The following is an 18,658-nucleotide window of genomic DNA, read 5'->3' on the forward strand; positions in this document are numbered from 1 at the left end:
AGGCTGTCTTAGAATTCAGAAATAAATATGATTAATGCAGGGGAAGAACAACAGGTTATGGCCTGATCATCATAAAAATGACACCATAAGAAAAGAATTATATATTTAACAGAAAAAGGAAACATTGTTCCATTTAAATAAATGTTCTTGGGTGCAATTAATAAACAAAAACAGCCCCTTAGTTGGGGCTGTATAAAATATTTTGCTGTTTAGATACCTTGTAGCAGGTTGTCTACTTTTTCTTTTCAATATTTTCAGCTAGTAGAAGTATCTGTTTATTTATTGCATCTGCATTTTCTTTTTTCGTAATAATACTACTATGGCTTGCGTTCATAATTATTTGCTTTCCGTTAGAAGAGAGTTCTTTTAGTTCTTTTTGCATATCAAACCATAATTGAACTTGATTTTCAGGGTTAATTCCTGATTTTCTGTATTTTTCTTTTTGTGAATCTTTATACTGTTCTGTAGCAGTAAAAACCAACACAGGTAATGAATCTAAACCTTTTGCCATTCCAGCACGCTTCAATACATCATTTGTAAGTTCATTCTCTCTTAAAAACATTCTATAAACATCTCCGGAGTTATAAGTTAACGACTGTGAACGACCATACAGTTCTTTCGGCAAACCATCACCTTGATACGGAGCCTTACCGAGTGTTTTATTATAAATACCCAAAATGCCTAAATCTGCAAGTATAGATCCTATTGTTAATAATTTTGCCTGTCCTTTCGGAACTAATTCTTTTTGGGCTAAGCGACTCCATTGTTCAGGATGACTTGAATCTATGAAAACAATTCCCTCTACTTCATTGGGATAAAGATCTCTAAATATTCTACAATAAGGGCCTCCCATAGAATGACCAACCAGAATGTATGGGGGTTTTTCTCCGATCTTATCTAACAATTCATGAAGCTGATGTGCATAAAACTCGGGAGATATATTATTCCTATTACTTGATTCACTAAACCATTTTCCGTCTCTGTCATAGCGTATAACTCTCGTTTGGGTTTTCAAACCTTCTGCCAGCCAATGCAGCATATCCGTATTGCTATGTGCTCCGGCTTCAATAATAATAGTAGGCAATGATTTCTTTTCACCATCTATCCTTGTATGAATATTGGTTCCATTAACATTCACCAGTTTACCTGGCGGGATGGGTTTTGAACTCAATAATCGGTAACATATACCAGAGAACAGTAATAATATTAGAATTCCTAATATAAGCTTACCTATAAACTTAAATATTTTTAGAGTCAGTTTCATAGTTATTTTTGAATTTCATATTGATAATGGCGGAAAGGCCGGGGCAGAATCTTTCATCGAAGATAGGCCTATAGAATCTTTGGAATGGATATCGTTATTAATTTTCCGCAAATATAACAAAAAGTAGAAGGAAATTAAAGGTTTTATAGCTAAGCTTACGCTCTACACCGCTTTATTAGAATTAAAAGTCTTTCCCGTTTTCTCTTTTGTTTTCGGTTGAAGCTGCTGCGATCACTTTTAGCTCCTTTTCTGGTTTTTTTGTTTGTATATGAATGGATGTGCTTTTAAGGTTCCTAGCTTTCCACTTTGGTTATACTATAAACCTGGAAGTTGTTTGCAACCTGAATTCAGATAAGAAACTAATTCTTCTCAAGAAAGCGAAACCCCACACCATGTATATTCTCGATCGCCACATTATTTTCATGGGCAAGTACTTTTCTCAGTCTTGAAATAAAAACATCCAGACTTCGTCCCATAAAATAATCGTCATCGCCCCATATGGCTTTTAATATATCCTGTCTTTTCAGAATGGTATTTTTATGGTTGATAAAATAAAAGAGCAGATCAGATTCTCTTTGTGTAAGAGTAAAGAGCTGTTCCTGATCCTTTAGCGTATAATTTCTGGGATCAAAATCATATTTTCCTACTCTGTAGCTGGAGGTAAGGATATTTGTTTTCCTTGATCTTTTAAGAAAAACTTCAATTTTTAAGATAAGCTCTTCAATGCTGAAAGGTTTTACCAGGTAATCATCAGCACCAATTTTCAGACCTTTAATTCGGTCTTCTTTTAACGCTTTGGCAGAAATGAATATGATGGGAACTTCCGAATTACGGCTGCGTATTTCCTGTGCCAGTTCAAAACCGTTTATTCCTGGCATCATAATATCCAGTAAGCAGATGTCAAAATTATGACTGTTAAAGGCATCTAATGCGGATTTTCCGTCTGCATAATGGTTTATTTCGTAATAAGCTTCAAGACTATCCTGTATCAGAAAAGCGATGGTTTCATCGTCTTCTGCATATAAAATTTTAGATTTATCCATTCCTTACCTTATTTATCAGGGAAAAAAATAGTGGTGGTGATTCCGGTATCCGGGTTATTCACAACAGATATCTTCCAATTGTGCTGCTGAACAATTTTTTTTACATAAAATAAGCCCAGCCCAAAACCGTTAATTTCGTCACTTTTATTTGTATTTACCCTGTAAAATTTATCAAATATATGAGGAATATTTTTAGCAGGGATCCCCATTCCGTTATCTTTGAACATCAGACAGAGCCCTTTAGTATTTTTATGAGCCGAAATGATAATCTCAGGATCTGTTTCACAATATTTTACAGAGTTGTCCAGAAGGTTATAAATAATATTACTAAAATGGAACTCATCAGCTATAATCGAAATTCCATCTTCAACAGCTACCCGGATTTTTACATTCTCATTCTTTTGCCGAACCGATTCTGCAATGTCTTCAATAAATGGGAGCAAAACGATCCTTTGTGGCTTTAAAGAAAGGCCAGAGGCATCATTTTTAGCAATATTCAATATTTTCTCAATGTGATTGTTGAGTTTTAAGCTCTGATTGATGATAATAGAAGTATAAGTTTTAAGTTTGGGATTTCCCTGTATTACTTCCTGTTTGTTTAATGATTCCGAAGCCAGCAGAATAGAGGAGAGCGGTGTTTTGAACTCATGGGTCATATTATTGATAAAGTCCCGCTGCAATTCCGAGAATTTTTTTTGCTGAATAATAGTATAGATGGAATACACATATACGAACAAAATAATGATAATGGCGAAAGTAAGAAGATACCAGAATCTCAGGGAACTTACCAGGTAAGTATTTTTATCCGGAAAACGGATAGAAAAATAATATACAAGATTTTTGTGTTTCGGAAAATCAATAGTCTTACTTTTAGTATTCTGCTGATTGGGGGATATATATTTTCCGTACATCATTTTATCGTTATGACAATTGTACAGGGCATATACATAATCCGTATTGATCTGGAAACGGGTAAATTCGGTTTTCAGATAATATTCGAGAACAGCAGGATGAATTTCTTTATTGATATTCACCAGATAGTAATCGTTGGCAATATTCTGTACAGGATTTTCAGTCAAAGAAGTCTGGCCTCCGGATAATTTTTCAACCACTTCCATTAAGGCAATATTGACTTTCTGATCGAACTTCTGATCCTCGAGGTTATAAGCCTGTCGCGTCCAGAGAAGTTGAGCTATCAAAATACCAATAATAGCTACAAATCCCAAAGAAATAATGATATTGAGTTTTTTGATTTCCATTTACAGAAACAATATTATCCAAAAAAAGTAATTAATTCCAGATCATTAACAACTCATTAACAAATGTTAGAAAGCGGTTAACAAAATGTATAAGCCATCCGTTTTACATTTGCTAAAGATAATATTGTTATTCTGAGTTTAATCATAAAAATATATACACATGAAAAATTTAAAAATCTCCGCTTTACTTGCTGTTTTAGCATTTTCTCCTTTTTATGCAAATGTCATCTCTGAAGGAATTCCGTCTATTGTACATAGAGTTGCTGATGCTATTAAATGGAATAAAGAATCCATTGATGTTGGGAACATTCCGCAGGGAAAACCAAAGTTGATCAGATTTGAATTTACCAATACCAGCGCAAAACCGGTGATCATAGAGAATGTAGCACCATCATGCGGATGTACAACAGCAGATTATACAAAAACTCCGATTCAGCCAGGGAAAAAAGGCTTTGTTGAGGCAAGTTTCAATGCTGCTGCAGTGGGACCTTTCATGAAAACGGTTAATGTTACTACAAGTGAGAGCAAAACTCCTAAAACCTTGTCTTTTAAAGGTGTTGTAACTCAATAATTAATATTGTAAATAAAAACAGGCTGTCTTGTAAAAAGGCAGCCTGTTTTTTATTTGCATGATTTTCAATTGGTAAAACAATTATATCGTTTTCAGGTACAATTCCTGTAATTCCTGTGCTGTAAATGCTTTAGAAGGTAAATTCTGAACCAGTTCTCCCTGTTTCATAATCCCGATATTGGTGGCAACACTTACCGCATTAAAAATATCATGAGTTGCCATCAATACCGTTCTGCCTTCTTTACCCAGCTGGCGTACAATTTCTGTAAATTCCGCCGTAGCTATGGGATCCAGCCCGCTGGTAGGCTCATCGAGAAGAAGAACTTTCGCATCTTTCGCAAGGGCAATGGCAATGCCTACTTTTTGGCGCATTCCTTTAGAGTATCCTCCTAAAGCTTTCTGATGGGCTGTTTCCTGAAGACCGGTTCGTTTAAGCAATTCAGATAATTCGTCTTTATGATAGTTGAAACCTGCAATTTTGGAGAAGAAATCAAGATTTTCTATCCCTGTAAGATGAGGGTAAAGCAATACCGTTTCAGGGATATAAGCCAGATGTTTTTTTATTTTTTGAGGATGTTCATTTACAGAGATGTTGTTAATAAAAGCATCTCCTGATGTTGCTTTTATAAGCCCGAGAAGGATATTGATAGTTGTACTTTTACCCGCTCCGTTTTGCCCGAGAAGAGCAAAGATCTCACCTTTTCCGACCTCAAGATTTAATGATTGAAGAGCTGTAAAGTCGTTATATTTTTTATGTAGATTGATTGTTTTTAGCATAGTTTTCTGTATTTAATTTGTGAAAGGATGATAAGCAGCATAATAAAGACCAGATAGGGCAGGAAGAGCTGTAAGAATTTTAATTGCTCTGAAAATCTGAATGTTTGAATATCTTGTAGCTTCCAGTTTACAGATTCCGTATTTTTCCCTGAGAAAATAAGAGGGTAAAAGAATAAACGTTTTCCCTCATGAAACTTCTTTAACCCGGAGGCATATTGTAAATGATTATTGATATCGGTTTTTGCCAGTTGGCTTCCGGTAAGCTGCGTGTGAAGATTAGGGAGCAGGTAGCCTAAATAAATAGCTGCCTGATTTCTTTTCTTCATTTTCTCTGCATATTGTTTTGAAGATTCCATAGATTCAAGATCTCCCATATGCTGCATTGCGTAATACCACGTCCATGTAAATGCATCGCTTTCCTGAACAGTGAATTTTCTGTATTGAGGATATACTTTGTAAAACTTTTCCATCGTAGGCTGTTTGGCCTCGTCCCATTTATTATGATATCCTTCTCTTTGCTGCATTACCGCTTTAAGAGATTCATGCACCGGATAAAGCTTTTGGATCAGTATATTGCTGCCCATCGGAATAATAAAATTGATGCTTACCCATACAATAAGAAGTATCAGGGCATTCTGAGCAGATGACTTCCGGAAAGAAATAATCCACCGGCACAAAGCAAACCAGAATATGATATACAAAAGACCAATAATGATAAAAGCAAGATAATATCTGTCCAGAGGGATGCTGAGCCAAACCCAGGAAATGATAATCAAAGCCGTGTAAATTAAGGTTATGGCCAGAAACCGTATCAACATCTTGTGATCCAGGATCTTTGTTAAATTACCACTTTGAACAGAAAGCAGCTTCCAGGTACCTCTTTCTTCCTCTTCAGAAATCAGGTTATAGCAGAACGCCACAATTACCAATGGAAAGAGAAAAACCACAACGAAGCTGAAATCAAAATTTCCTACCGCCGCATTAGCCGGGTTATAAAAATCAGAATTATAGCGTTGTTCTTCAAGGTTTCTGATGGTAACTCCCTGAATAGAAGGATTCAGATCACGCATGCCAATATTCAAAGCAGCCAGCTCCGGAGTTTCATTCACTAAATTAAATTTAATATAGTAAAGAGCCAGCCCGAGGTCATCTTTGTGGAATTTTATATTTCTTTCAATACTTTCTTTCTGAAATTCTCCGCTTCTGGAGATGATGTCTTCATTCCGGTCAAGGAATTTCTTTCCTGTGTAAATGGCCATAAGCCCGGCGAGGAATAAAAATAACAATGCAATGATATAAGCTTTGTTACGATAAAATTGGGTATATAAATAATGATTCATTTAGATTAATTTTAATTTTCTTCCACTTACCTCAATAAAAATTATACATACGGCCAGCCAGATTATTAAAGCAACAAAAGAGATGATTTGTTCTCTTATGCTGTCAAAAACAGAAGCATATTGATATCTGAAATCCGGGAATTTTTTCCAGTTATCCTTTCCGATAATAGCCGGAGGACCACCTTTCTCAGGTTTTATGTTACTGATATGTTCAATCTGTAAGTCGTTCAGATGTTGTGCCATTTGGTAGCGGTAGTCTTCTGCCTGCTTCTGAAATTGAGTGTAAGAGAAAAAGTCGGTTCCTGTTGCCATCATAGAAAAGTTTTTAATGGCAATTGCAGGGTTGATTAATCCGGAAATGTCCGTAAGTCTTTGTTGTTTGTTATAAATATCCTGCAGTTCTTTCTGATGTCTGATATAGATTTGTGAGCTTATTTTTTCTCCTTCTTTCATAACAAATCCACCATAATTGAATGGAAGCTCGTTAGTTGTCTGCACCTTATAATGCGCCAGTAGAGAATCCTTTATCTTTTTAAAATGAGGATCATCCGGATTATGACTGTCACCGGCTTTTAAAATATCCTTTTCCAGATTGGTTTCAAAGGCAATGCGGGAAGGAGCCGGATATAGGTTTTGTGCCGCAAACTGAATCCCTTTAGGCAGAACAATGATGAAAAGAAGCCAGAACCCGATAAGGCTGATCAGTGCTGAAGACGTAGTTTTGCTGTTGGCAGAAACCACAACGGTTAAAGTACAGATGAAAAAATAATAGATCATATAACCCGGCAGTAAGAATAATAGTCTTGTGAAAATATCAACCCAATCTGTTGCTTCCGTGACTAATGCTGCTAAGAAAACAACAGGAATTACCGGAAGCAGAAAAAACAGAGAAAACTGCCATAATCCCAGAATTTTCCCTAAAATAAGATCCCTTCCCGAAGCTCCCTGTACGCTGATGATTTTTAAAGTTGCATTCTCCCGCTCCTGGACTATTAAACCAAATCCTAGAAAAAGAATAATAAGCGGAACAATGCTCTGTAGAATAAAAGCACTGGTGAAGGCTCCGAATCTCACCAAAATACCTGAACTTCCGGCTTCCGACAGATTAGCCGTGTTTTGTTTATGAGCCTCCAGAAAGATGACGTTTCCAAGATAATCATCCAGCCCGTTATCAAAAATATTTAACGGATGTCCGATCCGGAATACCAGATAGCCATAATGAGCCATACGATGCGGATGTTTATCCGGGCGGTGCTCCCAGCTTTCCCGGACTTCTTTCCGATACTCTTTTACTTTTGAAAAGGTGTCTGTGTATCTGGTAAAACCAATGCCGATACTCAGCATACAGAATAAGAGTACAGTGACGGTGATAAGCAGATTCTGTTTTCCTTTAAAAAGATCCTGCCTGGTTTTCCTCACAATCAGTTGTAAGTTTGAAATTGCCATAGTTTAGAATTTATAAGTAGCAGTTAGTAAATAATTTCTTGGTGAGCCCGGAAATAACCGGAGATAATTCTGAGCTCCCATCCAATAAGTTTTGTTGGTTATATTATTCAGATTAAAAGACAGTTGAATATTTGATTTTGCGGGAGCGTAATATAATGCCGCATCTATTGTAGCGTAAGCCGGAAGTTCAAAACTGCGGGTAAACCATGGTACTTTTGAACTTTGGTACAGCATTCCTGCACCAATTCCGAAATCTTTAATAAAATTAATTGCTGAAAAGTTATAACGCGTCCAGATATTGACAGAGTTTTTAGACGTATTTTCTTTTCTTTTTCCTATAAGATCCGGGTTGGTATCATCCAGGATTTTGGCATCAATATAACTGTAACCTCCGTAAATATGCCATTCTGGAAGAATATGCCCTGAAAACTCAGCTTCAAATCCACGGCTTCGGTCTGCACCGCGTTGCGTAAGCTCATCAGGCTGTGACGGGTTGTTGGCATTGAGTAAAATATTTCTTTGGTTAATTTCATAAACCGCAATATTCATGGATATCTTTCCAAAAAGTAGTGCTTTAACACCTATTTCCTTGAGATCCGATGTTAAAGGCTTAAATCTCGCTGCAGAACCCGTAAGGCTTGATGTGTTGGGCATTAAGGTTACTGTATTGGATTGTGGCTGATAACCGGTGAGATAAGTTCCATATACATTGACCTGATCCGTTATGCTGTATGTAATCCCGAATCTGTACAACAATTTATTATTTTGAAAAGAGGATTCGTTAACCTCCTTATAATTAGTGGTATCCTGAAACCATTCCTGTCGTATTCCTGATAATATTTTAAACTTTTTCCAGCTGAAAAGATGCTGAATATAAGCCGCATGCGTAGTGGTAAGAGCAGACGGTAAAGGAGTAATCACGTTGAGTGTATTATAATCAATGCCCTGATGGTTTTCCGCCCCGGGATTCAGATCAAACGGACTGACATTAGGTTTGGGTAATATCATTCCATGATAATTGAAGGTTTGATAATCACCTGCTTTAGCCGGATTAAATGAAGAAACTGCACTGCCATCCTTCAAAAGAAAACCTCTTGCGGCATTCTGCTGCCCTCCCTGGCGCTTTTCCCACAGCTGTCCATCGTATCCAATTAATGCCTGATGCTGAACAGCGCCGGTAGTAAACTTAAAATTAAAATAAGCATTGATATTATCTGTAGCCCAATTCTGCCTTCTTTGAACAAACTGCATCATAGCAAGGCTTGAGACCGGTTTATTACTCAGGTCAGGAGCAAAAGAATTGGTTGTTCTGTGTTCCTGAAGGTTTTCTTTCCAGTACTGTTTCATGTAGGAAGCATTGAAGCTTATAGATTGATTAAAGTGATGGGCAAGACTTCCCATAAGAATAAGTTCTCTGGTTTTGAAAAAATCATCAGGATCTCCCAGGTTTAAGCTCTTGGGGGTACTGTTAAGATCTGTTTTTCCTGCAACCGCCCCGAAAATAGGCTGTCCTCTGTCCAGATTACCGCGAAGATTATTAAAGATCATTTCTACGTTTACAGATGTTTTCTCATTGGGAATAAACGTGAGGGAAGGAGAGATCAATATCCCGCTGTTTTTGACATTGTCCCGGAAAGAATGAGCATCCTGATAAGCTCCGTTAAAACGATAAAGCAGGGTTTTACTCTTATTCAAAGGTCCGGTAAGATCTGTAGTAATACGATAGGTGTCAAAACTTCCTCCCGATGAACTGATCTCATGGCGGGCGATTGATAATGGCTTTTTAGTCACCATATTAATAGTACCTCCGGGATCAACACTGGACATAGTAATACTTGCTGGACCTTTATAGACTTCTACGCGTTCTATATTAGAGGTCATTGGCTGTAAAAAATAAAACTGCCTGGTTCTCATTCCGTTAATAATTTGACCTTCCTCATTTTGGCTGATTCCCCGGATGTTATACTGATTATAATAACTGGAAAGAGATACGCCGGCAACATTTTTCATCACATCCCCAAGCTGGAAGGCCTGTCGGTCTGTAATTAATTCCTTTGTGACCGTGTTGAGAGTGAGAGGTAAGTCCTTGTTTTTCATTGCAATTTTCGTGGCGGCAAAAGAGTAATCCGAAGTATAATCTTTAGATTTTCTTCCGATAATTTCAACAGTTTGTACCTCTGTTGATAGAGAATCCCCAGGATGTGACTGAGCATAGAAAAATGATGATACTGTAATAAGCCCTAAGCTGAAAAACTTTACAGGGTTTGGGGAAATAAAATGAATTATTCCCGGATAATAAAAATTATAGGTAATCATGAAAATGGTTGAACAGGCATTAGATATGCCACATTAATAAAAGGATACCTGTTATTTGTAAAGCACAAATATCCACGGAATTATTATACAGACTAAGGAATCTGTATGTGTAAAATGGTTGCAGTTTAAATTAAGCTGCAGTGAAAAATGCAGATGGGGGAGCCCTGGAGCTGAAAAAGTCAAGGAGACAACGGTATGAGATTGCCTTTGGCTGAGGCATTTCATTGTCGTTAGAAGAATTGAGTGCAAAATTTACGTCCAGACGTTCAGGAAGAAGAACGTTGTTCATGTGCATATGCAGCACACACTGGCATTCATCATCCTGAGAGAAAGTAGGAATCTTTTCTTCTTTTGAACCCTTTTTATGAATTACTTTGCTTTTTGCATGTTTAGCATGATCAAGACAAATACCAATACCGCTGACATTTGAAACAAATATCAGAAGTAAAGTGAAAACAAAAAAGACTCTGAGAAATTTTTGCATATGGAAGACAAAAGTACAATTTAATTCTTTAAAAACTTAATGATACTTCGAATTCGATAAATATTTCTCCTATTTTCCAATTTCTATTATTTATAGATCTGTATTTTTTAGGGAAAATATGAATGAGAAATAAGTTTACACTAGCTTCTATCTATTTCTCTGTAGCTTTCTCAAATATGAGATAATATTGTTAAAATAATAATCATTGAATTTGAAAAGCAAGATTGAAACTTAATATATCAATAAAAGGACAGACCGTAATTTTCTGCGGATTGTCTATTCAGATGATAATAGATAATAATAAAATTAGGTGCTCTTTATTGAGCACCTTTAATTTTTTATAACCTGATTCTTTATTTACTGTCAGAGCCGTTATGAACTCCAAAAGCGTATTAACTAAGATTATAGTTGGCTATTACCAGACTCAAAATGAAATGAACGTAATTCTCTTCAACCTCTTTCCTATTGATCAGTTTATTCTTGTATTCGTAAGAACTCAGGCCTCTTCTCAGTCTCTGATAAGTTTCAAATTGATCTCCTTTGATCTTGATTCTTCCGTTATCTTCTCTTGTTTTAATGAGAACATCATCCAGGGTTCTTACTTTAAATAAAGCTTCACATAATTTAGGCTGAGATTTGATTGATCTAATGTACCTTTCAACTATATTAATCTTGAACGAATCAAATACAATTGTGTTAAATACAATATTAGAATCGGGTTCCTGTGTATTGAGTTCAAGCGTATAATTCATAAATTTATTTTTGTGCAAATTTACCCTTAACCTGAAAAAAAACAAAGTAAAAAATAAATTAAACTCATAAAAATTTAATAAATTTCTGAAAATAAGACGTTACTCTTTCATTTCGTGGAATATAATACAAATAATTTCAGGATAAAATCATCATTAAGGTACCACAAAGATCAGATATTTAGTGAATAAACCTCACTTTAAACATGAATAAATACATCACTAATTATTCAAATGTTTGGGATAACGACCCACTTTATAAGTTTTAAAACAATACAAATGTCAGTTTAAATTGTTATTACAAATAGAATTTATTTTCCCGGGATCTTTATTTTTAATAAAATAGTAGTTTTTATCTATCGATTATTATTTATTAATAGATTTGATAAATCATTTGGATTGAAACTATTGAGAAGGATCCACGCTGTCATCTTTCTATATTTGCCCCGTTATAAACAGAAGATTATGAAAAAGAATGTTTTTTTAGCCGGGGTTTTCATTACCTCTGCATTGTATGGTCAGCAACTGACAACTAATACCGGAACCCCTGTGGGGGATAACCAGAATTCTAAAACGGTAGGTAATAATGGACCTGTTTTACTGGAAGATATCCACTTAATTGAAAAATTAGCAGCTTTTGACAGAGAAAGAATTCCTGAAAGAGTAGTGCATGCAAGAGGGGCCGGAGCAATCGGAGAATTTGTAGCCGATGCCGATTTCTCTGATGTTACAATGGCAGATTTTCTTTCAAAAGCAGGTAAAAAGACCCCTGTATTGGTAAGATTCTCTACAGTGGTACATCAGCAGGGATCACCGGAAACCTTCAGAGATCCAAGAGGTTTTGCTGTTAAATTTTACACAGATCAGGGGAATTATGATCTGGTAGGGAATAATTTACCGGTATTCTTCATCAGAGATGCTATTAAATTCCCTGATATGGTACACGCTTTTAAACCATCTCCCGTTACCAATAATGCATCAGATAATAACAGAGTATTTGATTTTATGGCTAACATCCCGGAAGCAACCCATATGCTGACTTGGTTGTTTTCTGATTATGGAATCCCTGCTAATTATAGAGAAATGCAGGGAAATGGAGTACATGCTTTTAAGTGGGTTAATAATAAAGGTGAAGTAACTTATGTGAAATATAAATGGCTTCCTAAGCAGGGTGAAAGAAACCTTACTCAGGAAGAAGCAGATAAAATTCAGTCCACCCAGATAGAACATGCTACCAGAGATCTCTATCATGCTATCCAGAACAAAAATTTTCCAAAATGGGAACTGTATGTACAGATGTTGAAGAAAGATGATTTTGAAAAGCTGGATTTTAATCCGGTAGATGTTACCAAAGTATGGCCCGAATCTGTTGCCAAATCTATAAAAGTAGGAACAATGACTCTTAATCAGAATCCTGTTAACTATTTTCAGCAGGTTGAACAGGCGGCTTTCTCTCCGGGTACCCTTGTTCCGGGTATTGAACCGTCAGAAGATAAACTATTACAGGGAAGGTTATTTTCCTATTTTGATACACAAAGACACCGTATTGGCGGAAACTTTCAACAGTTACCTGTAAATGCATCTAAAAATGAGGTTTTTACTTATAATCAAAACGGATTTATGTCATTAAGACCTCAGAGCGGAGAAGTCAATTACCAGCCTTCAGCAGATAAGCCGGAAGTGACAGATCATAAAAAATTCAAATACTCCCAAACCGTTTTCCCTGCAGGTACCTCAACAGTCCAATCCAAAATAGATAAAGAAAATAATTTTAAACAGGCAGGTGAGCTTTACAGATCTTTCAGCAAAAAAGATCAGGATAACCTGATTAAGAATCTGGGCAGTGCTCTGAACAGTGTAACCAATAAGAAAGTGGTTGCTAAAATGATTTCTTACTTCTACCAGGCAGATTCAGAATTTGGAAAGCGCTTAGCTCAATATGTTAAAATGGACCGTTCTCAACTGGAATCCTTATTATCCTCAAAATAGAAAGTGATGAAATACAGTTTGGTCTTAATGATGATATTTGCCATTATCAAAATAAATGCACAGGACATTTTTTCTTATGCAAAATCAGATAATGTAACAGAATTATCTAAAGTAAAGGGAGATTTAAATGCGAAAAATTCTCAGGGATATACTCCTTTAATTTTAGCAGTATATAATAACAGCTATAATACCGCAAAATGGCTTCTGGATAATGGAGCCCAGCCAGATTTGCAGGATGATAACGGAAATACGGCATTAATGGGTGCTGTATTCAAAGGGTATAAAGACATGATCCCGTTATTGCTTTCCCATAAGGCTGATATCAATATGAGGAATTATAATGATGCAACAGCTCTCATATATGCCGCTGTTTTTGGGAAAAATGAGATGGTTAAACTTCTTATAGAAAATGGTGCAGACAAGCGGGCTAAAGACAACAGAGGTAATACGGCTTTGCAGCATGCTGTAATGCAGGGTAACCAGGAAGCTGTACAACTCTTACACTAAAATATTAAGGTTATATATTAAAGTACTGATCTTATTTTTTTGAGAAAGACTAAAACAAAACACCCTGAAAATCCAGATTTTCAGGGTGTTTTTATCATTTATTCCAAAATTGAACCGTCAGAATATACAATCTTCTGTACATCAAAGTCAAAAGTAAGGTCTTCAAGTTTTGCAGTCGCAATTTTCTTATCTTCATTGGAAAACTGGTTGTAATCGAAAGCAGCATCGCCCTTAAAGGTACTGTTTGCGGCAATTCTGTCATCTGTAAAATCCATGCTGTAAGAGTCTCCAATCTGCTCTCCCAAAGAATTAAAGATCTTAAAGCTTATTTTGGCTGCTTTTATTTCTTTTGGTGATTTATTCTGGATTGCATATTTAAATAAGTTGTAATCATCCAGTCTTCCGACATCAAAGTTACTCGGGATATACTCCTTTGCAAAAATAGTAACAGTAAGAGCATTTTTCATTTTCAGCTTTCTTGCTTCAGCTTCCTTTTTGGCTTTCTCAGCTAACGCTTCCTCCTCAGATTTTGCTTTTTTTGCTTCATCAAGAATACCCTGATACGTTTTATTTTCTAAAGATTCACCTTTTAATTTTGCTCTTATGATCCATCCGGCAAACAAACCGGCATCCTGCTCGTTCCATTTTTTACTTTCTCCGATCTCTTTCAGATCTTCAGCCATAGTAGCTTCATTGTATTTTTTGCTCGTAGGATTAGAGCATGCGGTTAGAAGTACCAAACCACAAAGCATAAGAATTTTCTTCATGTTGTAATGAGTTTTATTTGATTATTAGGTTTTTGCAATATTAACTAAAATATTGGATTTATAAAACCGGGAATCTACTGTATTTTATCTTTACCTGGATCTTTCAGAAGAAAATAAAAACAGCATCATTAGAACTCTAATGATGCTGCTGCATTTAGTGTTTTTACCTTAATTTTTAATGTCCGAACTAACTCTATTAACCAAGGATACATAACGCAATTAAATTTGTGGTTTTCAACCCACATAGTATTTTATACAGGATGATTTTTAGATCGGTGCAAATATATGAAAATAAGACACTATAAAGTGTGTAAAATATTCAAAATTTCCTTAAACTTGTATTCTTGAATTTGTACCATGGAAAGAAAAGCAGCAGGAGGCAGTATCCGAAATAAAGAACGCAGTAAAAAGAAGTTTTTGGACGCGGTTGGAAAAATTCTGAGAACGAAAGGATATGCAGCATTAAGAGTGAGTAATATTGCTGCTACAGCCGGTGTGGACAAGAAAATGATTTACAGATATTTTGGAGATATTGACGGCTTGATTGATGAATATATCCGGACACAGGATTATTGGAGCAAAGTAACCTTTGAAGAAACTGAAAAATTAAAACCTAAAATAGATGACGGAGGAAAACAGTTTGCAGAAGGAATGTTACTGACTCAGTTTGACTATGTCTACACTAACAAGGAAGCACAGAAACTCTTATTGTGGCGATTATCCGAACCCCGGAAGTCTTTGAAAAGATTAACTGATATACAGGAAGAAAACGGGGAATATATCTATAAGCTGATGATGGACTCACATTTTGGAAAGCAGGCAGAAGACTTCCGCTCTATAATGGCTATTATGGTATCCGGGCTCTATTATCTGAATTTATTTTCAGCTTTGAATGGCAGTATTTTCTGCGGTATAGATGTAAATACCCCGGAAGGACGTGAAAAAATCAAAAAAGCAGTATCCTTTATGGTGAAGCAGTGCTATGAAAATCTAAATAACCCCTAAGTGATATGAAGTCTGTATCTAAATATGAATATGTAAAATAAAATAGCACCATTAAATTATAATGATGCTGTTTGTGTGTTTTTACCCTCGTTCAGTGTTCGAAATGTCTTCAACAGAGGGAACCGAATAATACAATTCAATAAGAACTGCTTTTAGTTTTTCACCTTAGATAATGTTTTTTTATATATAGATGGTATTAGTTTATGCAAATATATAAATTAAGACACTATGTAGTGTCTAAAATGATTAAAATTTTTCAAAAAAAATATAATGTATTGTTAATCAGTGTAATAAATTTCATTGTTTTAATTATTAAAGGTTCATATGGTGAAAACAGTTTCTATAAAATAAAAACAGCAGCATTAGAAAAGTAATGATGCTGTAGTGTGTGTTTTTACCTTAGTCGTTTAAAGGTTGATGAGGGAGCCGGATGATAAGATCCGTTGTAAAAAGCTTCATTTTTTTTCAATTCAATAATGTTTTTAATATATAGTTGGTTTTAGTTTATGCAAATATATAAATTAAGACACTACTCAGTGTCTAAAATAAACATTTTTTTTTAAATTTTACTTAATTATCTGTTAATCAGTTGGATAATTTTCAGTCCCTTTGTGATAGAGAAATTGGGGAAGCTGATATCAGAATTATCTGAATTTTTTTTTAAATAAAAACAGCACCATTAAAAATTTAATGATACTGTTCACAGTATTGTTTTTAGCACCATTACCAAGTATTCGAAACGGGCATCAACAAAGGTACATCATGTAATTTGAATTGTTTTTACATCGTTCACCACACAGTGTTTTTGATATAGGTTTGGTTTTAGTTTTTGCAAATATATAAAATAAGACACTTTAAAGTGTTTAAAATGATTAAAAAATTTCATAAACTTGTATATTGAATTTTTAGTTATGGAAAGAAAGTCAGCAGCAGGCAGCATCAGAAATAAAGAACGCAGTAAGAAAAAATTTTTGGATGCAGTCGGGAAAATTCTGAAAACGAAGGGACATGCGGGATTAAAGATCAATGATATTGCTGCCATGGCAGGAGTAGATAAAAAAATGATCTATACCTATTTTGGCGGAATGGACGGCTTGATGGACGAATATGTTCGTACACAGGACTATTGGGTAAAAGTAACCAGCGAAGAGGTTGAAAGAATCAAACCAAATCTGGAAGATGGAGGAAGATCATTCATCGAAACCATGCTGCAATCTCAGTTTGATTATGTATATACGAATAAAGAAGCACAGAAGCTATTGCTGTGGACAATATCGGAACCTAGAAAGTCTTTAAAAAAGCTGATCGATACGCAGGAGGAAAACGGAGAATATATTTTTAAATTGTTGATGGAATCCCATTTCAAAGATAAAATGGACGTTTACAGATCTATCATGGCGATTATGGTTTCAGGACTTTATTATCTGAATATGTTTTCTTCTCTGAACGGCAGCCTTTTCTGTGGTATAGATACCAATACCCCGGAAGGACGTGAAAAAATTAAAAAAGCAATCTCTTTTATAGTGGATCAGACGTATGAAAATCTCTGATATCAACCAGATATCTTAACGAATTTAAAAACATAAAAAGAGGCAGTCATCTGCCCCTTTGTTTGTATAATTAACTAGAGTTTATTACAATGATATTTTCTGTCTCTATCAGATCACACATTATTTCTCTTCATTAATAAGAGTAACTTTAGTATTCAGACGGCCTCTTATTAAAGTTACTGAGCTTGGTTTTCCATTGGCAAACTCAAATTTTAACAAATTAGGATAATCAACAAGCTTAAATAATCCGTTTTTCAGATAGATCAGTTCGTTATCATTTTTTCCCTTAAACATTCCTAACATTGGCGATTCAACGTATAACCGGTTATTTTTTTCTATTATTTTTGTAGGCATTTTTTGTGAATAAAGGAAATCATCATAGGTTCCGGCTAGTTTTTGTTTTAGATCCAAAGGTATTTCCTGAGTTTCTTCATGCTCTGATTTCCCATCCCAGTTCATCAGTGTCAGAATTTTTCTTTGCGCCTGAGTTATCACAGGAATACGGTTAGGTTTTTCACCATTAGCCAGAATAACAAAACCATTTCCGTCTGTCATTGTTGCAAAAGTGCTGCCGCCCACTCCCGTGTTGGAGCCGTTACATGAAAACCATTCATAATTATTATATCCAAAAGATTTCTGCCATCCATATCCCCAGCCCCCAACTGCATTTTTTAAAGCGGAGACTTCCGTTATTTTCTTTGCTACCTGATGAGAAATCACTTTGTTATTTTTGTTACGCAATGCATTTTGTATCTCAATCGAAAGTTGAGCAAGATCTGTAGGAGTAGACCACAGCCCTGATGGTCCCACTTGTGGAGTGATAGGCAGACCAGTTTTGATTACCTTACCGTCTTTATCATGTACAAGAGCAACATTGGTGGGAAATCCACTTTGGTTGGGTTGTATCATTGTGGTATTTTTCATACCAAGTGGAGCAAAAATATACTCGTTCGCAAGTTCTGCAATAGACTTATTTAAGGTGTCTTCCAATGCCATCTGAACAATTACATACCCACCTCCGCTGTATTGCCAGTCAGTTCCGGGAGTAAACAGGAATTCAATTTCTTTATTATATCCTGGAATCTGTCCCATAAGACTCTGCTGCAGAGTAGGAATGTTTTCTCCCTCATAATGGTCCTCAAATCCACTCTGACTTGCCCCCGAGGTATGGTTGAAAAATGGCTTCCAGGTTGGGATGTTATTTTCAGTTAATTTGCTTTTTGGTAAATGCCACCTTTTCAGATATTTATCTATGGGTTCGTCTAAGTTGATCAATCCTTTCTCTTCAAGAATGTGACAAAGAAGAGCTGTGATTGGCTTGGAAATAGATGCGCAGGAAAAGGCCGTATTTTCATCTATCTTTTCTTGAGCATTCATTGATTTTAATCCAAACTGATTGGTATATGCAATCTTATAGTTTTCAAAAACGACAATGCTGAATCCCGGAAGTTTATATTTCTCTAATTGCGGCTTAATACGCAAACTATCAGTAAGAAAGCTGTAATCTCTTTGTTTTGATAATGCTTGATTACTTGTCTGGCAGCTTGACACTAATCCCAGAAGAACGCATATATAGATTAAGTTTTTCATG

General features: G+C 35.6%; 16 protein-coding genes. 5 read left to right on the forward strand and 11 right to left on the reverse strand.

Translation table 11 applies throughout. The features are described 5' to 3' along the window. Positions 1–232: 232 nt before the first annotated feature. The 3 genes from F3J23_RS04915 to F3J23_RS04925 form a co-directional block, all read right to left on the reverse strand. Entirely contained in the window at positions 233–1,264 is a 1,032-nt protein-coding gene (locus F3J23_RS04915; protein ID WP_167025030.1) for an alpha/beta fold hydrolase, read from the reverse strand. A gap of 359 nt (positions 1,265–1,623) precedes the next feature. After that, on the reverse strand, positions 1,624–2,307 hold the full coding sequence (locus F3J23_RS04920; RefSeq protein WP_167025034.1) for a response regulator transcription factor: 684 nt from the start codon (positions 2,305–2,307) through the stop codon (positions 1,624–1,626). Between the two features lie 8 nt (positions 2,308–2,315). Further along, positions 2,316–3,566: a sensor histidine kinase gene (locus F3J23_RS04925; RefSeq protein ID WP_167025037.1), complete on the reverse strand. Its 1,251-nt coding sequence runs from the start codon at positions 3,564–3,566 to the stop codon at positions 2,316–2,318. A gap of 160 nt (positions 3,567–3,726) precedes the next feature. On the opposite strand from F3J23_RS04925, the gene F3J23_RS04930 reads away from it, so the two are divergent. Then, on the forward strand, positions 3,727–4,137 hold the full coding sequence (locus F3J23_RS04930) for a DUF1573 domain-containing protein (protein WP_167025040.1): 411 nt from the start codon (positions 3,727–3,729) through the stop codon (positions 4,135–4,137). Between the two features lie 81 nt (positions 4,138–4,218). Here the strand turns inward: F3J23_RS04930 and F3J23_RS04935 are convergent, their stop codons facing one another. From F3J23_RS04935 to F3J23_RS04960, 6 genes are all read right to left on the reverse strand, one after another. Beyond that, the gene (locus tag F3J23_RS04935) at positions 4,219–4,914 is read right to left on the reverse strand and encodes an ABC transporter ATP-binding protein (RefSeq protein WP_167025043.1); all 696 of its coding nucleotides are present in this window, start codon (positions 4,912–4,914) and stop codon (positions 4,219–4,221) included. Then, a complete protein-coding gene (locus F3J23_RS04940) occupies positions 4,908–6,254 on the reverse strand; it encodes a DUF3526 domain-containing protein (protein ID WP_167025046.1) in 1,347 nt (448 codons plus the stop codon). The genes F3J23_RS04935 and F3J23_RS04940 overlap by 7 nt, the downstream gene beginning before the upstream one ends. Next, positions 6,255–7,700 (reverse strand): ABC transporter permease, encoded by a 1,446-nt coding sequence (locus F3J23_RS04945; RefSeq protein WP_167025048.1) that lies wholly within the window; start codon positions 7,698–7,700, stop codon positions 6,255–6,257. 3 nt (positions 7,701–7,703) lie between these two features. Next, the gene (locus tag F3J23_RS04950; RefSeq protein ID WP_167025051.1) at positions 7,704–10,016 is read right to left on the reverse strand and encodes a TonB-dependent siderophore receptor; all 2,313 of its coding nucleotides are present in this window, start codon (positions 10,014–10,016) and stop codon (positions 7,704–7,706) included. Between the two features lie 130 nt (positions 10,017–10,146). Continuing rightward, complete coding sequence (locus tag F3J23_RS04955) at positions 10,147–10,500, reverse strand: hypothetical protein (RefSeq protein ID WP_167025055.1); 354 nt, start codon at positions 10,498–10,500, stop codon at positions 10,147–10,149. Positions 10,501–10,892: 392 nt separating this feature from the next. Beyond that, a complete protein-coding gene (locus F3J23_RS04960; protein ID WP_167025058.1) occupies positions 10,893–11,252 on the reverse strand; it encodes a prevent-host-death protein in 360 nt (119 codons plus the stop codon). A 462-nt stretch (positions 11,253–11,714) separates the two neighbouring features. Between F3J23_RS04960 and F3J23_RS04965 the strand changes: the two genes are divergently transcribed. Both F3J23_RS04965 and F3J23_RS04970 read left to right on the forward strand, forming a co-directional pair. Beyond that, a complete protein-coding gene (locus tag F3J23_RS04965; protein WP_167025061.1) occupies positions 11,715–13,238 on the forward strand; it encodes a catalase in 1,524 nt (507 codons plus the stop codon). A 6-nt stretch (positions 13,239–13,244) separates the two neighbouring features. Beyond that, on the forward strand, positions 13,245–13,745 hold the full coding sequence (locus tag F3J23_RS04970) for an ankyrin repeat domain-containing protein (RefSeq protein ID WP_167025064.1): 501 nt from the start codon (positions 13,245–13,247) through the stop codon (positions 13,743–13,745). Between the two features lie 98 nt (positions 13,746–13,843). Here F3J23_RS04970 and F3J23_RS04975 read toward each other — a convergent pair whose 3' ends face one another. Next, positions 13,844–14,512: a hypothetical protein gene (locus F3J23_RS04975; protein WP_167025067.1), complete on the reverse strand. Its 669-nt coding sequence runs from the start codon at positions 14,510–14,512 to the stop codon at positions 13,844–13,846. Positions 14,513–14,869: 357 nt separating this feature from the next. On the opposite strand from F3J23_RS04975, the gene F3J23_RS04980 reads away from it, so the two are divergent. Continuing rightward, positions 14,870–15,517, forward strand: a complete 648-nt coding sequence (locus tag F3J23_RS04980) for a TetR/AcrR family transcriptional regulator (protein WP_167025070.1) — start codon at positions 14,870–14,872, stop codon at positions 15,515–15,517. Positions 15,518–16,428: 911 nt separating this feature from the next. After that, positions 16,429–17,067: a TetR/AcrR family transcriptional regulator gene (locus tag F3J23_RS04985; RefSeq protein WP_167025073.1), complete on the forward strand. Its 639-nt coding sequence runs from the start codon at positions 16,429–16,431 to the stop codon at positions 17,065–17,067. Between the two features lie 120 nt (positions 17,068–17,187). Here the strand turns inward: F3J23_RS04985 and F3J23_RS04990 are convergent, their stop codons facing one another. Further along, the gene (locus F3J23_RS04990) at positions 17,188–18,657 is read right to left on the reverse strand and encodes a serine hydrolase domain-containing protein (RefSeq protein ID WP_167025076.1); all 1,470 of its coding nucleotides are present in this window, start codon (positions 18,655–18,657) and stop codon (positions 17,188–17,190) included. Between the last annotated feature and the right edge of the window lies 1 nt (position 18,658).

The organism is Chryseobacterium sp. Tr-659 (genome assembly GCF_011752975.1).
In the GTDB taxonomy this organism is placed as follows: Bacteria; Bacteroidota; Bacteroidia; order Flavobacteriales; family Weeksellaceae; genus Chryseobacterium.

What these genes read in the sequence shown, in the direction of transcription:
- F3J23_RS04915 (WP_167025030.1), bottom strand. Translation starts at nt 1,264, where the DNA reads ATGAAACTGACTCTAAAAATATTTAAGTTTATAGGTAAGCTTATATTA.
- F3J23_RS04985 (WP_167025073.1), top strand. Translation starts at nt 16,429, where the DNA reads ATGGAAAGAAAGTCAGCAGCAGGCAGCATCAGAAATAAAGAACGCAGT.
- F3J23_RS04965 (WP_167025061.1), top strand. Translation starts at nt 11,715, where the DNA reads ATGAAAAAGAATGTTTTTTTAGCCGGGGTTTTCATTACCTCTGCATTG.
- F3J23_RS04935 (WP_167025043.1), bottom strand. Translation starts at nt 4,914, where the DNA reads ATGCTAAAAACAATCAATCTACATAAAAAATATAACGACTTTACAGCT.
- F3J23_RS04950 (WP_167025051.1), bottom strand. Translation starts at nt 10,016, where the DNA reads ATGATTACCTATAATTTTTATTATCCGGGAATAATTCATTTTATTTCC.
- F3J23_RS04970 (WP_167025064.1), top strand. Translation starts at nt 13,245, where the DNA reads ATGAAATACAGTTTGGTCTTAATGATGATATTTGCCATTATCAAAATA.
- F3J23_RS04980 (WP_167025070.1), top strand. Translation starts at nt 14,870, where the DNA reads ATGGAAAGAAAAGCAGCAGGAGGCAGTATCCGAAATAAAGAACGCAGT.
- F3J23_RS04925 (WP_167025037.1), bottom strand. Translation starts at nt 3,566, where the DNA reads ATGGAAATCAAAAAACTCAATATCATTATTTCTTTGGGATTTGTAGCT.
- F3J23_RS04955 (WP_167025055.1), bottom strand. Translation starts at nt 10,500, where the DNA reads ATGCAAAAATTTCTCAGAGTCTTTTTTGTTTTCACTTTACTTCTGATA.
- F3J23_RS04945 (WP_167025048.1), bottom strand. Translation starts at nt 7,700, where the DNA reads ATGGCAATTTCAAACTTACAACTGATTGTGAGGAAAACCAGGCAGGAT.
- F3J23_RS04940 (WP_167025046.1), bottom strand. Translation starts at nt 6,254, where the DNA reads ATGAATCATTATTTATATACCCAATTTTATCGTAACAAAGCTTATATC.
- F3J23_RS04960 (WP_167025058.1), bottom strand. Translation starts at nt 11,252, where the DNA reads ATGAATTATACGCTTGAACTCAATACACAGGAACCCGATTCTAATATT.
- F3J23_RS04975 (WP_167025067.1), bottom strand. Translation starts at nt 14,512, where the DNA reads ATGAAGAAAATTCTTATGCTTTGTGGTTTGGTACTTCTAACCGCATGC.
- F3J23_RS04920 (WP_167025034.1), bottom strand. Translation starts at nt 2,307, where the DNA reads ATGGATAAATCTAAAATTTTATATGCAGAAGACGATGAAACCATCGCT.
- F3J23_RS04990 (WP_167025076.1), bottom strand. Translation starts at nt 18,657, where the DNA reads ATGAAAAACTTAATCTATATATGCGTTCTTCTGGGATTAGTGTCAAGC.
- F3J23_RS04930 (WP_167025040.1), top strand. Translation starts at nt 3,727, where the DNA reads ATGAAAAATTTAAAAATCTCCGCTTTACTTGCTGTTTTAGCATTTTCT.